We start from the raw sequence: 12,669 nt of genomic DNA, 5'->3' as shown, positions 1-12,669 counted from the left end.
ATACGCGGCCGCCCCGTCGCGCCCGTTACGTAACGTCCTTTCCGGACGCTATGTGACGGCGCGCGACGGCCGGTTCGCGGTGGCCGGATCACGACGGCCCACGGGGCCGGGCGGCCTCGCGCGGGCCGCCCGGTCCACCGCCCGCCCCCGGTTCGCGGCACGTCAGGCGGCCACCTCGCTCTCGTCCTGAAGGCGGGCGCCGAACTCCCGCACCACCGGCTCGTTCCCGAACGGCTCCAGACGGCGCCGGAAGTCGTCCAGGTACTCCGCGCCGCGGTTCGAACGCAGGCCGCTCAGCAGGGCCGTCGCCTGCGCGGCGGTGTGGCAGGCCTGCTCGACGTCGCGGGCCTGCACCTGCGCGCAGGCCAGCACCAGCAGTCCGATGGCCCGGCGCCGCGCGCGGGTCGGCGGATGGCCCGCGAGCGCCTCCTCGGCGCGCTGCGCGGCGGGCCCCGGCTGTTCGAGGTCGCGGTGGCAGTGCGCCAACTCGTCGGCCAGGTAAGCCTGGTCGAAGTGGGCGATCCACTCCGGGTCGTCCTGCGGCGTGGCGTGGCCGAACGCGTCGACCGCCCGTCCGGCCGCCACCGCGCACGCCCGCGCGTCCCCCAGCAGCGCGTGTCCCCTGGCCTCGGCCGCGTGGAACATCGCCTGCGCGGTGGGCGTGACGTGGCCGCGCGCTCCTTCCTGTGCGGCGCGGGCGAGTTGGGCGATCTCGCGCGGGTTGCCGAGGGTCGCCGCCAGGTGGCTCATCCCGGCCGCCAGCACGTAGCCGCCGTACGCGCGGTCCCCGGCGGCCTGCGCCATCCGCAGCGCCTGGATGTAGTAGCGCTGCGCCAGGCCCGGTTGGCCGGTGTCGACCGCCATGTACCCGGCGAGTTCCGTCAACCGCGCCACCGCGGCGAACAGTTGACGGCCGGTCGCCTCACGGTAGGAACCGGCGAGCAGTCCCGACACCACGCTGTTGAGGTAGTGCACCACGATCGGGCGAACGTGGCCGCTGCCGAAACGGTGGTCGAGATCGGTGAGCGCCCGGGTCGTCGCCCGTACCGCCTCGACGTCCGCCATGCCCACGCGTGGTCCGCCGCTGCGCGCCACTCCGGCGTCCGGGCCGGTGATCAGCCAGTCGCGGCTGGGCTCCACCAGCGCGGAGGAGGCGACGGTGGAACCGCTGAGGAAGTCCCGGCGGCCGACGTCACTGCGCCACAGCTCGCACGCCTGCTCCACCGCGCCCAGCACGGTCGGCGCGAAGTGCAGGCCGACGCCGGACGCGAGGTTCTTGCCGTTCGCCATGCCGATCTCGTCGATCGTCACCGTACGGCCGAGCTTGCGGCCCAGCGCCTCGGCGATGACGGCCGGAGCCCGGCCCCTCGGCTGTTGTCCTCGCAGCCAGCGGGCCACGGAGGTCTTGTCGTAGCGCAGGTCGAGTCCGTGTTCCGCGCCGCACATGTTGACCCTGCGGGCCAGTCCGGCGTTGGAGCAGCCTGCTTCCTGGATGAGCGCCTGGAGCCGTTCGTTCGGCTGGCGCGCCACGAGCGGTCGCGCGGCCATCGTCGTCCCCCTCACGTTCCGTACCTGATCAGGTACCTCTTCCGGTGCTCACGACCGGTCGCCGGCGTCCGTCCGTTGACGTCCCGCCCGCGGGCGGCCGTCGGTTCGACGTCCGCCGCTTCGGCGTCCGTCGCCCACGTTCCGGACGGTCACGACGCGTCGTACGTGGTCCCGTCAGTCACATCGGTCACATCGGTCACGTCCCGGCGCTCACGTCGCGGCCGGTGCGTGATCTCTGCCCAACCATGCCGGTAGAATATGCCGTTGATGTGGCGCTTTTTCCTTCCTTCTCGCTGATTCTCATCACTTCGCGTTGTTTTGAGTTACGAGTGCTGCCGCAATGTGCCGAAGAGGACCTACCCAGCACGGGTGCCACAGCTCACCACGCGCCCCCGTACGTGCACCCGTGCGCCCCGCGTGCCGGACCGGCGGGGCGAAAGAGGCCACGAGGCGCCGTAACCCTTGCTGACAAGGGAAGTTGTGCAGCACGTGGAAGACACCATCGGAGCACCGGCCACCGCCACGCGTCCCCCCGTGCGCCCCGTCGCGCGCCCCGGCGGCGACCCGGCGCCGTCCGCCGGCCTGCTGGAGACCGCCGTGCGGTACGCGGAGGAGCGGCACTGGGACGTCCTGCCCGGCACGTGGCTGGAGGACGTGGACGGCGGCCGCCGGTGCTCCTGCGGCGATCCCGCCTGCCCGGCCCCCGGGGCGCACCCGACACGGCCCGACTGGGCCGGCCAGGCCACCGGGAGCGGCGCGGCGGTGCGGCGGATGTGGTCGCGGGAGCCGAGGGCGTCCATCCTGCTGCCGACCGGCCGCGGCTTCGACGCGATCGACGTGCCCGAGGTCGCGGGCTGCCTGGCGCTGGCCCGGATGGAACGGATGGACCTGCCGCTCGGCCCCGTCCTGTGCACGCCGACCCGTCGGCTGGTCTTCCTCGTGCTGCCCGGTGCCACGGCCAAGGTGCCCGACCTGCTGCGCAGGCTGGGCTGGCCGCCCGCCTCCCTCGACCTGGTGGTCCGGGGCGACGGGGACTACGTGGCGGCGCCCCCGACCCGGATGAGCGGCACGGGTCACGTCCAGTGGGCCCGCCACCCCGGCGCCGTCAATCGCTGGCTCCCCGACGCGGAGGAACTGCTGAGCCCGCTGGCGTACGCGTGCGGCCGGGAGGCGGCGGCGCAGCGGGGCCGCTGAGGTCGTCGCCGGTTCCGGTTGCCGCTTCGTAACGCAGGTCGCGGGCCAGGGTGTCGAGGTCGTCCAGGGCGGCGATCAGGCGGGCCGGATCGGGGTGGAGCGCGAACAGGCAGGCGCAGCGTGCTGGTTGGCCGTCGATCCCGCGCAGGTGCCAGGCGTACCGCAGGCAGGGCAGCAGCGCACCGCCCGCGCGGTCGTCGGCGGTGTAGCGCAGGACCCGCAGCCCCTGCCCGAGGAACGGGTTGCCGAACTCCTCGACGACGGGCGGCTCGACGGCGTACGGATCGTCGGCACCGGTGAGGTGACGCAGGATCTCGTGCGCGCGGTCTTCGACGTCTTCGGGGTCCGTGGTCAGGTCGCCGAGGTAGACGGGAAGCGGGTCGTCGCGGGGGCCCGGCAGATGGAGGAGGACCTCGAAGCCGGGGAAGGCGCCGGGGAAGTGGTGCGCGGCGTACGTGAGGACGTCGGTGAGCCCGGCGACCTCCGCAGGGCGCGGGGTGAGCGGGCTGTCGTCCCAGATCGCGCGTGCGGCGGTCGCGGCCCAGGTCGCGGCGTCGGGGAACTCCCGCTCGAAGCCCGGCAGGGGCCACTCGGTGGGCAGCCCGACCCAGCGGGCGGGATCGCGGTGCGGGGTGGAGAGCCGGAGTCCGGACATGGGTGCTCAGGCCACCTCGGCCTTCAGGGTCCAGCGGAACGTGGTCATCAACGCGTCGAACAACTCCACGACGGCACGCGTGAACTCGCTGTCCGGATCGCCGTTCCCCGCGGTGGAGAAGGTGACGGCGAGGTAGCGATGGGGGTCGCGGGGGACGGGTAAGGCGTAGTCGACGTGGCGGGAGGCGAGCGGGACGTCGCGTTCGGGGGCGGGCGCGCGGACGTACTCGCGCCGGACGGCGGGAAACCCGGCGACGTCGGTGAGGTCCCTGCGGCGTCCGGCGCACAGGGCGTCCAGCACGGCGTGCGGGGACATGGTCCCCGGCAACACGACTTCGGACACCAGGAAGGAGGCCGCGAGGGCGGCACGGTAGCGGGGCTGGACGGGGAGGTAGAGGTCGAGGCCGTTGGCCTCACGTGCGGCGGCTACCTGGGCGTTCAGGGCCTGCCGAACGGCGAGGCGGTAGGCGGTCGCGCGGTCACGGGGGATGTGCGGGGGGATGTGCCGCAGGCGCGAGAGGACGAGTTCCTCGACCGCGTTCCCGGTCCCGCCGCGCAACGGCACGCGGACCCACCCCGGCGGCAGCACGATCCGATACCCCCCGGCCACCCCGACCCCCCGAACAACCCGCTCCGCGTTCCCCACCACCCCGGCGCAATCCCGTTCTACGGCCTCCGTCGGCGCCGCCCTCTGCCGGCACACGCTCTCCGCCGGCTCGCCCCCCTCCGGAGGAGTTCCCTTCTCCGTGTCTCCCGACATGCCGTCCCTTCCCATCCCGCCACCACTCATCCCGCGCTCCCCGTCTCCACCTCTCGCCGCCGCACAAGCCGCCGCTTGGCCACCGTGGCCACGACGGGGGGGATCCAGGGGAGGAGGGCAGCGGGGAAGACCCATGTGAAGCAAACGGCGAGCGCCGTGAACAAACCGCCCGACCATAGGTAAGACACCACGCCGGAATCCCATCCTTCACAGCGGCGAAGCGTGTACATGCCCGACCAGACGATCACCTGGCCGAGAAACGCGGCTACCAGGATGATCGCGGTGTATTGCGTCCTGGTGTAGCGCACCCCGATTCCCGACATGAACAGAAGGCACACGCCAAGCATGGGGATCATCGACCCGTACCGCGCAAGTCTTTCGCCGCGGCGCAGGACGGGATCGTTAGTAGGGTTGATAATGAAGGTCATGCGAACGGCCCCTCCTCTGCCAGGGATAGTCATCGCGAAGCACGGTCACCACCCGGTCCCCACCGTGCTGGTGAACTGATCCTTGAAGTCGTCATAGGTTTGCGAGGATGGTTTCCCAGGAACAAGGGCGCTCTGCCCGAGAAACTTGTCCACCCCGTCGGAGCCTGCGCCGATCCGCCAACTCGCGTTGAACGCCCCTCGCCAACCCTCCATATGGGCGCTTGCTTTCTGGACCTCTGGGCTTTGGGCGTACTCCTCGCGCAGACGCCTGATGTTCTTGCAGGCGCCTGCCGCCTCCCTGTCGCCGCCGAAGGCGAACGCCTCGCGTTGGGTCGCCTCGAGCGGCTCACGGGATCGTTCTGCCTGGCGGGCCGCCAGGCCCGCCTGCCGCGCTCGGGCCAGCGCCCCCGCCCGAACCCTCCGCGCCTCCGCCTTCGCCGCCCCCGAGGAACCGCGCCGGTTCGTGATCCGGTACGTCCGGTCCAGCACACCCCGCGACTCGTGCAGGCTCTCCGCCGTGGCCCGTTCCTCCGCCACCGCCTCCGCCGCGGCGCTCGTCGCCGTCTGGATGCCCTTGAGCATGCCGAAGGCGACCTTCCCCGTGCCCATCGTCAGGAAGCCGAGGGTGTCCATGCCGATGTCGAACCACGAACCCTCGCCGACCGACAGCGCCAGCACGTCCTTGGCCGCCAGCGCGAACGTGATCCCCAGGGCGAGGTCGACGACCCACCCGGCGGGTGTCACGAAGAGCGCGACGACGCCCACCACCGTGACGACCCAGCTCGCGAGTTCGAAGAACTTCTGACACCACTCGTTGTCGAACACCGCGTCCGCCGCGTCCTCGAAGGACTCCCACGTGCTGTCCCTGATGACGTCCTTGCAGGCGCGTTTGACGCGGCCCGCGTAGTGCGACGCGCGTTCGTCGCGCAGGGTGGTCAGGCGGGTCAGGGCGTCCCGGTAGGGCTTCACCGGGTCTTCGGCGGTGGTGGCGGGGTGGCGGTGTTGGGCCGCCTCGTCCTGGGCCCGACGCAGGATCGTGGCCGACTCGGACTGGAAGTCCTCCAACTCGTCCGCCCAGGAGGCCAGATGGCCCTGGACGTGCTCGTAGCGTTCGGCCGTCTGCCGCAGGTGGTGCTCCAGTTCGCGCGCCCCGCCGCGCAGCGCCTGCGCGTACTGGCCCTTCAGGCCGTCCTCCGCGCCGATCGCCTTCAGTTCGCGGGCCTGGTCGCGCAGGGTGGACGCCAGTCGGCGCATGTGGGTGACCTCGTCGCGCAGCGCCTCCGGGTCGCCGGGGACCGGGTCGCGGTCGGCGAGCGGGGTCCAGTCGTACGGGCGCCTGCCCCGCGCCCGCATCAGCGGTCGCCCTTCGCGCCGGACGCCAGACGCTCGTCCACCCGCCGGAACGTGGACCGCGTCTGCGACACCAGTGTGCCCACCGACTCGATGGAGCCCAGCAACTTCTTGCGGTAGTGGGACCAGTTGTCGAAGAACTCGTCCATCGCGCCCGCCATCGCCGGCGCCCCCAACTCGGCGTGCAGCGAGTCCCGTTGACCGCCCAGCCGGGCGAACTCGCCGTGCAGGCGGGACAGTCGCCGCTCCGAGTCCGCCAACACGCGGTCGTCAACCTGCAAGTCCGCCATACGAAAGGCCCCTGAAGCGCGATGTGACCGTTAGCAACCGGAGAGTCCGGCTACTGATCGTATGGGAGCAAAACGCACGACTCGGGGGCTCGTTCGGCGCAGAAACGTGCAGCCTCACGTATTGTGATCGTTTCGTTACCGCCCGATGGGCTTGTGCGGCGAATGGTCGTCCAGGAAGGCGGTCAGCACCTGCTGCCACTCCGCAGGTCGGTCCCACGGCACCAGATGGCCCGCGTCGGGTATCTCCGCGTACGCGCCGCGCGGCAGCACCCGGACCATCTCCTGCGCCTCCGCCCGGCCCAACTCCCCGTCCACCCCGCGGACCACGAGGGCCGGGCAGCGGACCTGGGCCAGCTCGTCCCAGTGCGCGTCGTTCACCCAGGCGTCGCGCGAGCTGAGCATGTGGTCGAACGAGAACTGCGGCCACCACCCGCCGTCCCGTTCCTCCATGACCTCCGCGAAGAACGCGCCGCGCTCCGGACGAGGTTCTTCCAACGTCGGGTCCTGCTCCGCGAACCACCCGCGCACGTCGGCGAGGGTCGCGAAGGGCAGCGGCCATGACTTGAACCACTGCTCCCAGTCGCGCTGACTCGACTCCCCCACCGCCGACGCCCGCATGTCGCAGACCACGAGGGCGCGGACCAGGTCGGGACGGCGCGCCGCCACCTGCCAGGCGGTGAGGGCGCCCATCGAGTGGCCCACGAGCACGACCGGGGCCAGGTCCAGCTGCTCGATGGCGGCCTCCACGTCGCGCACGTAGGCCTCACGGTCGTACGCGGCGGTGTCCGGCTTTTCGGAACGGCCGTGGCCGCGCTGGTCCAGGGCTGCCGTCCGGTAACGCGGCGCCAGCGCGCGGGCGCTGGCCGCCCAGTGCGCGGCGCGGCCCATCAGGCCGTGCAGGAACAGGACCGTTGGGCGGGCTTCGCCGCGCGCACCGGCCCCCACGCCCTCGACGACGGCTGCGCCGCCGCTCGGCTCCGCGCGCTCCTCGTCCGTGAAGTCCCAGGCGGCGAGCCGTACGCCGCCTGCTCCGGTCACCTCGACGCGACGCACCATGATCGGCACCCCCGGGTCACCCTCGCCCACTCCGTCCGGTCGGGTGACCGAACGCCTCCAGATTATCGAACTCACCTTCGAAAAAGGCCGTTCGGCAAGCAAGATCGCCCTTTCGAGTGACACCGCTCAAGTGTTGCCTCCCTTTGCCGAGGGGAGGACTTCCAGCGTGGAGGGGAGCGTCCCCCACGGGTGAGGGGAAGGACCCGGACAGCTCGGGGTTCCGGGTAGAACGCCCAGGGGACGAAGGGCCCCGACGCCTGCCGGCGCCGGGGCCCTTGGCCTGCCCGGCCTCCGCCGCACTCCCGATCACCCCTGTGATCGACGCGTGACGACACGTACGCGGTGGGTGATGGACGGCGACGGCGTCGACCCGGGGAGGCCGCCTCCGGCAACCCGACGGCCCCGTCGGCCGCCCTGCCCCCACACACCTCGCCGCCGTCGCACGTCGAACGCTCCGCCCCACACGCCTCGCCGCCGTCGCACGCCGACCGCTCCGCCCCACACACCTCGCGCCGTCGCACGCTGGCCGCCCCGTCCTCCTCCGCTCCGCAACAGCCCCGCAACGACCGCACAAAGCAGCCGTCCCGCCCCCACCGAAAAACAAACAGGCGCGCCCGCGGCCGCGTTCCCGCGGCGCGAACGCGCCTGTGAGCCTCAGCTGCGCGACGCAGCAGCACCGCCCCACCCGGAGCGAGCCGATTCAGCAGCCCGCCCCCGGCGGAAAGTCGGCGGAGCCCTCGAACCTCAGCTCTTCGCCACGAAGACGTGGCCCGCGACCTCGTGGGTCAGCTCGGCCGCCTCGCCGCCGCTGCCGACCAGGACGCCGCCCGCCGAACCCGTCACGCTCACCACGGCGCCCGGCTGCACGCCGGCCCGCCGCAGCGTGTACATCAACTGCGCGTCCATCTGGATGGGCTCGCCGATGCGGCGGACGACGACGTTCTTCGGGTCGGTGTCCGGCGCCATCTCGGCCAGGCTCAGCGTGCCCTCCTCCAGGAAGGGGTCCGCCTCGCCCTTCTCACCCAGCTCCTCCAGGCCCGGGATCGGGTTGCCGTACGGAGACTCGGTGGGGTGCCTGAGCAGTTCGAGGACGCGGCGCTCGACCGCCTCGCTCATCACGTGCTCCCAGCGGCAGGCCTCGGCGTGCACCTGCTCCCACTCCAGGCCGATCACGTCGACCAGGAGGCACTCGGCCAGCCGGTGCTTGCGCATGACGCGCGTCGCCAGCCGCCGTCCTTCCTCGGTCAGCTCCAGGTGGCGGTCTCCCGCGACCTGGACCAGGCCGTCCCGCTCCATCCGCGCCACCGTCTGGCTCACTGTCGGACCGCTCTGGTCCAGCCGTTCGGCGATGCGGGCGCGCATGGGGACCACACCCTCCTCCTCAAGCTCCAGGATGGTGCGGAGGTACATCTCGGTCGTGTCGATGAGGTGTCCCGACATACGTGCCCCTCAGTAACTCGTGCGGTGGCCCTGTAGCAATTCTGACGCATGCCGCCGACAACCCGGGTCCCGTCGTGTTGACAGGCCCCGTCGGCAGGCTCCACGGTGATCGGCGACTACGAGCGGGAGGACGCCACATGACGGCCGGGGATCTTGCCGAACGGTACTTCGACGCGGCCATCGGCCTGCTGACCCGGGCACGGGACGAGGAGGCGGGACGCGTCGCGGAGGCCGGGCGGCTGATCGCGGGGGCCGTCGAGGCGGGCGGCCGGGTCTTCGCCTTCGGCGCGGGCCACTCCTCCCTCCCCGCGCAGGACATCGTCTACCGGGCGGGCGGCCTGGCCCTGGTCAACCTGCTCTCGGTGCCCGGCACGGTCGGCGTCGACGTGATGCCCGCCGTCCTCGGCAGCGCGCTGGAACGGGTGGACGGGCTGGCCGGCGCCGTACTGGATGCCAGTCCGGCGCGCTCCGGCGACGTTCTGATCATCATCTCGCTGTCGGGGCGCAACGCGTTGCCGGTGGAGATGGCGCTGAACGCGCGCGCCCTGGGCCTGAAGGTGATCGGGGTGACGTCGCTCGCGTACCCGCCGAGCACCACGTCGCGGCACGCGTCGGGGACGTACCTGAAGGACCACTGCGACGTGGTGCTCGACAGCAAGATCGCGGTGGGAGACGCGGAACTGGAGGCGGACGGCGTGCCCTCGCGCTTCGCCCCCGCGTCGACGGTGGTCACCTGCGCGCTGGTGCAGGCGGCGGTCGCCGCGGCCGTGGGCACGCTGGCCGGGCACGGCGTCACCCCGCCGCTGCTGCGCTCGGGGAACGTGGACGGCGGGCACGACTGGAACGGCCGGGTGATGGACGAGTACCGCGACCGGATCTTCTACCGCCACTGAGCGGCGCGCCCCGCCACTGACCCGCTCGCCGCGCCACTGAACGGCACGCCTCACCACCGGCCACTCGCCTCACACCGGCCCACTCGCCTCACCACCGGCCCACTCGCCCCGCCACCGACCCGCACGCCGCGCCACCGACCCGCACGCCCCGCCACCGGCCCGCACGCCGCGCCACCGACCGGCCCCCCGCGCCGCTGACGCCCACCGCGGCGACCCGAACGCGACGCCCCCGGCTCCACCACGGCCGGAGCGCGCCGCCCCGCCCGCTACTCCCCCGCCCGCAGATCCAGCGCGGCCGCGACACGCGCCGCCACGTCCTGCGCGTACGCCGCGTCCTCGCGGTCGAACGCGGGGCGCCCGGCGCCGCGCAGGAACGTCAGCACGCCGACCGTCCGCCCGCGGCTGCGCAGCACCGCGCACAGGCCCGCCACCGTGCCGTCCGGCCAGCGCAGTTCCTCCGCCCGGCGGGGCGAGAGGTCGGCGGCGCGCACCGGGCCGGTCCTGCTCACCGCCTGCAACGCCGGGTGCCCCTCCTCGTAGCGCGCCGGGATCCCGGCCGACGCGACCGGCAGGCAGGGCCCGGGGCCACCCGGCGTCCCGGCGGCGCGCACCAGCCGGGGCGCGGTGGCCGTCTCCGCGTCGTCGGGGACGACGTCCGGCGCGGCGAGCAGGTCGAGCAGGACGTGGTCGGCGAAGCCGGCCAGCGCGTAGTCGAGGTGGCAGGTGGCCGCCTCCATCGGGTCCTCGCACTCGGCCGCGGCGGCGGCGGCCCGGCGCAGCTGGGTGGTGCGGAAGCGCAGCCGGGACGCCTCGCCGGAGGCCTTGCGGTCGTCGGTGACGTCCTGGAAGAGCCAGCCGACGCCGAGCGGCACGGGTTCCTCGCCGAGCGGCGAGCCGAGCCGGACGAACCCGACCCGCCAGCAGCGCCGCGTCTGCTCGGCGTCGCCGCGCAGGGTGACCCACAGGTCGAGCGGGGCCGGGGGGGTGCCGGCGGACAGCACGTGGTGCAGCGCGTTCTCCAGTTCGTCCACGCCCTGGTCGAGCAGCTCGCCGAGCGGGCGGCCGAGCAGCGACTCGCGGCCGGTGCGCAACAGGCGGGCGGCGTGATCGTTGACGACGGCGGGGCGCAGGTCGGCGTCGATGAGGACGACGCCCCAGGACGCCTCCTGGAACAGCGCGTCGCTCAACGCGATCGAACGCTCCAGGTCGATCTGGGCGTGGACCTCGGAGAAGGCGCAGTAGACGCCGACCGGCCGCCCGTCCGGCGCGTGCACGGCGGCGGTCTGGGCCCGTACCAGGACGCGGTGGCCGTCCTTGGTGAGCAGCGGGAACTCGTGCACCTGGCGGCCCTGCCCGGTCATGACGCCCAGCAGACGTGCCATCAGGTCCTCGGCGTCGGCGCTGCGCACCGCCCAGCCCGCGAGCCCCGGGCGGCCGATGGCGTCGTCCGGGGTCCAGCCGAGCACCCGGGCGGCCTCGGCGTTCCAGTGGGTGACGACGCCGTCCGCGTCGAAGGCGCACAGGGCGGCGTCCATGCTGGCCAGCAGCGCGGCGAGGAGCCGCTCGTCGACCCCGGTCAGCGGCTGTGCGGGCTGCGCGTCGGAAGGCTGCACGTTTCCCCATTCAACCCCTCTGTGACGCAGCCCACATCAGGTTCCGGAAAATCGCTTGTTCTGGCGTGAAGTGGTTCTTAGGCTGGCGGTACACAGGAAGGGAGGTGGTCCGAAGAATGAGTGCTTATCGGACGTGTGAGGTGGCTGCGGGCTGAGGCCCGTGCACCACGCCTGCGGCGCGTTGTTCGTACCGCAGCCTTAATCCAACGCAGTCACCCGACCCGTGGGCTCGCCGGATACGTCCGGCCGGTAGCCGGAAGACCTCTTTCCGGTTGGCAGCCCACGGGTCGTCCGCGTTCACGGGGCCGGTCGCGGAACCAACGGACGCCCCCGCCGCTTCCACAGGCCCGCTCACCGCGTCACGGGCACAATCGCGCCACGGTCCAGCCGCTTCCGGCCACCTCGCTCTCGGCGGACGGCGCCGCCTCCGTGGCGGCCCGCGACCGTTCGTAGACCAGCCGGTCGTGCAGCCGGTCGCCACGGCCCTGCCAGAACTCCACCGTCCGGGCCGCCACCCGGAAGCCGCCCCAGAACGGCGGCGCGGGCACCGTCTCGCTGGGCGGGTAGCGGTCGGCCAGGTCGGCGAAGCGGCGCTCCAGCTCTTCCCTGGAGCCGACCCGCGACGACTGCTCGCTCGCCCACGCGCCGAGTTGCGAGCCGTGCGGGCGGGTGCGGAAGTAGGCGACCGTCTCCTCGCGGCTGACGCGTTCCACCGGGCCGGAGACGATGACCTGCCGGGCGATGGCGTGCCAGGGGAAGAGCAGCGAGGCGTGCGGGTTGGCGGCCAGGTCGCGGCCCTTGCGGGAGCCGTAGTTGGTGTAGAAGACGAAGCCGCGCTCGTCGTAGCTCTTCAGCAGCACCGTGCGCGAGCTGGGACACCCCTGGGCGTCGGCGGTGGAGACCACCATCGCGTTGGGCTCGGGCAGGCCGCCGGTGGCGGCGTCGGCGAACCAGCGGGCGAACTGCTCGTACGGATCCGCCGCGAGGTCGGACTCGTCCAGGCCGGCGGCGCGGTAGTGGGCGCGCATCGCGGAGGGATCGGGGTGGGGCACCCGTTCATCTTGCAGCACCTGGCTCTCGCCCTTCACGCGGCACCCCGCGCCCGCCTCCCTCCCGGCAGCCCGCGCGCGCCCTCTCTCCCGGCACCCCGCGCCCGCCCACCGCCCGGCACCCCTCGACCCCGCGCGGACCCATCGGCCTCCCGCGCACCGTCCGTCCGTCGCCCGCCACCGGCGGCGGAGACGTTCCGCCTGGTCGGGAGGGGGGCGGGCGCGGAAGGTGGCACTGTGTGCCACGTCACGCTTCCCGTCATGTGCGGAAACCGCCAAACTTACGGGTTGGACCGCTGTGGCAACCCGACATCCCCCGATGTCGCGTCGCTCCGCAACGACCGTCCGTCCGCGTCCGCAACGCCGGTGCAGACCAGGCCGCCACCGTCCCGTG

General features: G+C 73.0%; 12 protein-coding genes. 2 read left to right on the top strand and 10 right to left on the bottom strand.

Annotation, left to right across the window (positions count from 1 at the left end; genetic code table 11):
- Positions 1-162 precede the first annotated feature (162 nt).
- A complete protein-coding gene (locus tag CK485_RS01800; protein WP_109446088.1) occupies positions 163-1,548 on the bottom strand; it encodes a transcriptional regulator in 1,386 nt (461 codons plus the stop codon).
- Between the two features lie 534 nt (positions 1,549-2,082).
- Here CK485_RS01800 and CK485_RS01795 point away from each other — a divergent pair.
- A complete protein-coding gene (locus CK485_RS01795) occupies positions 2,083-2,742 on the top strand; it encodes a bifunctional DNA primase/polymerase (protein WP_241968093.1) in 660 nt (219 codons plus the stop codon).
- Here the strand turns inward: CK485_RS01795 and CK485_RS01790 are convergent.
- The 7 genes from CK485_RS01790 to CK485_RS01760 form a co-directional block, all read right to left on the bottom strand.
- Positions 2,654-3,397: a hypothetical protein gene (locus tag CK485_RS01790; protein ID WP_109446086.1), complete on the bottom strand. Its 744-nt coding sequence runs from the start codon at positions 3,395-3,397 to the stop codon at positions 2,654-2,656. The genes CK485_RS01795 and CK485_RS01790 overlap by 89 nt on opposite strands.
- Before the next feature lie 6 nt (positions 3,398-3,403).
- A complete protein-coding gene (locus tag CK485_RS01785) occupies positions 3,404-4,006 on the bottom strand; it encodes a hypothetical protein (protein WP_146214475.1) in 603 nt (200 codons plus the stop codon).
- Between the two features lie 176 nt (positions 4,007-4,182).
- A complete protein-coding gene (locus tag CK485_RS01780) occupies positions 4,183-4,584 on the bottom strand; it encodes a hypothetical protein (protein WP_109446082.1) in 402 nt (133 codons plus the stop codon).
- A 45-nt stretch (positions 4,585-4,629) separates the two neighbouring features.
- Positions 4,630-5,937 (bottom strand): hypothetical protein, encoded by a 1,308-nt coding sequence (locus CK485_RS01775; protein WP_109446080.1) that lies wholly within the window; start codon positions 5,935-5,937, stop codon positions 4,630-4,632.
- Positions 5,937-6,224, bottom strand: a complete 288-nt coding sequence (locus CK485_RS01770; RefSeq protein WP_109446078.1) for a hypothetical protein — start codon at positions 6,222-6,224, stop codon at positions 5,937-5,939. The genes CK485_RS01775 and CK485_RS01770 overlap by 1 nt, the downstream gene beginning before the upstream one ends.
- A gap of 135 nt (positions 6,225-6,359) precedes the next feature.
- Positions 6,360-7,280: an alpha/beta hydrolase gene (locus CK485_RS01765; RefSeq protein WP_109446551.1), complete on the bottom strand. Its 921-nt coding sequence runs from the start codon at positions 7,278-7,280 to the stop codon at positions 6,360-6,362.
- Between the two features lie 744 nt (positions 7,281-8,024).
- On the bottom strand, positions 8,025-8,720 hold the full coding sequence (locus tag CK485_RS01760) for a metal-dependent transcriptional regulator (RefSeq protein WP_109446076.1): 696 nt from the start codon (positions 8,718-8,720) through the stop codon (positions 8,025-8,027).
- A 137-nt stretch (positions 8,721-8,857) separates the two neighbouring features.
- Here CK485_RS01760 and CK485_RS01755 point away from each other — a divergent pair, with 137 nt between their 5' ends.
- Positions 8,858-9,613, top strand: coding sequence for an SIS domain-containing protein (locus CK485_RS01755; protein WP_109446074.1), 756 nt, complete (start codon positions 8,858-8,860; stop codon positions 9,611-9,613).
- Positions 9,614-9,879: 266 nt separating this feature from the next.
- On the opposite strand, the gene CK485_RS01750 is transcribed toward CK485_RS01755, so the two are convergent.
- Entirely contained in the window at positions 9,880-11,226 is a 1,347-nt protein-coding gene (locus CK485_RS01750) for a PAS domain-containing protein (protein WP_109446072.1), read from the bottom strand.
- A 359-nt stretch (positions 11,227-11,585) separates the two neighbouring features.
- Complete coding sequence (gene pdxH, locus CK485_RS01745; protein WP_109446549.1) at positions 11,586-12,254, bottom strand: pyridoxamine 5'-phosphate oxidase; 669 nt, start codon at positions 12,252-12,254, stop codon at positions 11,586-11,588.
- Positions 12,255-12,669: the final 415 nt, after the last annotated feature.

The organism is Streptomyces sp. ICBB 8177 (assembly GCF_003144095.1).
Lineage (GTDB): Bacteria > Actinomycetota > Actinomycetes > Streptomycetales > Streptomycetaceae > Streptantibioticus_D.
The sequence above is the reverse complement of the archived record's forward strand: the minus strand, read 5'-3'. Positions and strand labels throughout refer to the sequence as shown.

What these genes read in the sequence shown, in the direction of transcription:
- CK485_RS01800 (WP_109446088.1), bottom strand. Translation starts at nt 1,548, where the DNA reads ATGGCCGCGCGACCGCTCGTGGCGCGCCAGCCGAACGAACGGCTCCAG.
- CK485_RS01775 (WP_109446080.1), bottom strand. Translation starts at nt 5,937, where the DNA reads ATGCGGGCGCGGGGCAGGCGCCCGTACGACTGGACCCCGCTCGCCGAC.
- pdxH (WP_109446549.1), bottom strand. Translation starts at nt 12,254, where the DNA reads ATGCGCGCCCACTACCGCGCCGCCGGCCTGGACGAGTCCGACCTCGCG.
- CK485_RS01780 (WP_109446082.1), bottom strand. Translation starts at nt 4,584, where the DNA reads ATGACCTTCATTATCAACCCTACTAACGATCCCGTCCTGCGCCGCGGC.
- CK485_RS01760 (WP_109446076.1), bottom strand. Translation starts at nt 8,720, where the DNA reads ATGTCGGGACACCTCATCGACACGACCGAGATGTACCTCCGCACCATC.
- CK485_RS01755 (WP_109446074.1), top strand. Translation starts at nt 8,858, where the DNA reads ATGACGGCCGGGGATCTTGCCGAACGGTACTTCGACGCGGCCATCGGC.
- CK485_RS01790 (WP_109446086.1), bottom strand. Translation starts at nt 3,397, where the DNA reads ATGTCCGGACTCCGGCTCTCCACCCCGCACCGCGATCCCGCCCGCTGG.
- CK485_RS01765 (WP_109446551.1), bottom strand. Translation starts at nt 7,280, where the DNA reads ATGGTGCGTCGCGTCGAGGTGACCGGAGCAGGCGGCGTACGGCTCGCC.
- CK485_RS01770 (WP_109446078.1), bottom strand. Translation starts at nt 6,224, where the DNA reads ATGGCGGACTTGCAGGTTGACGACCGCGTGTTGGCGGACTCGGAGCGG.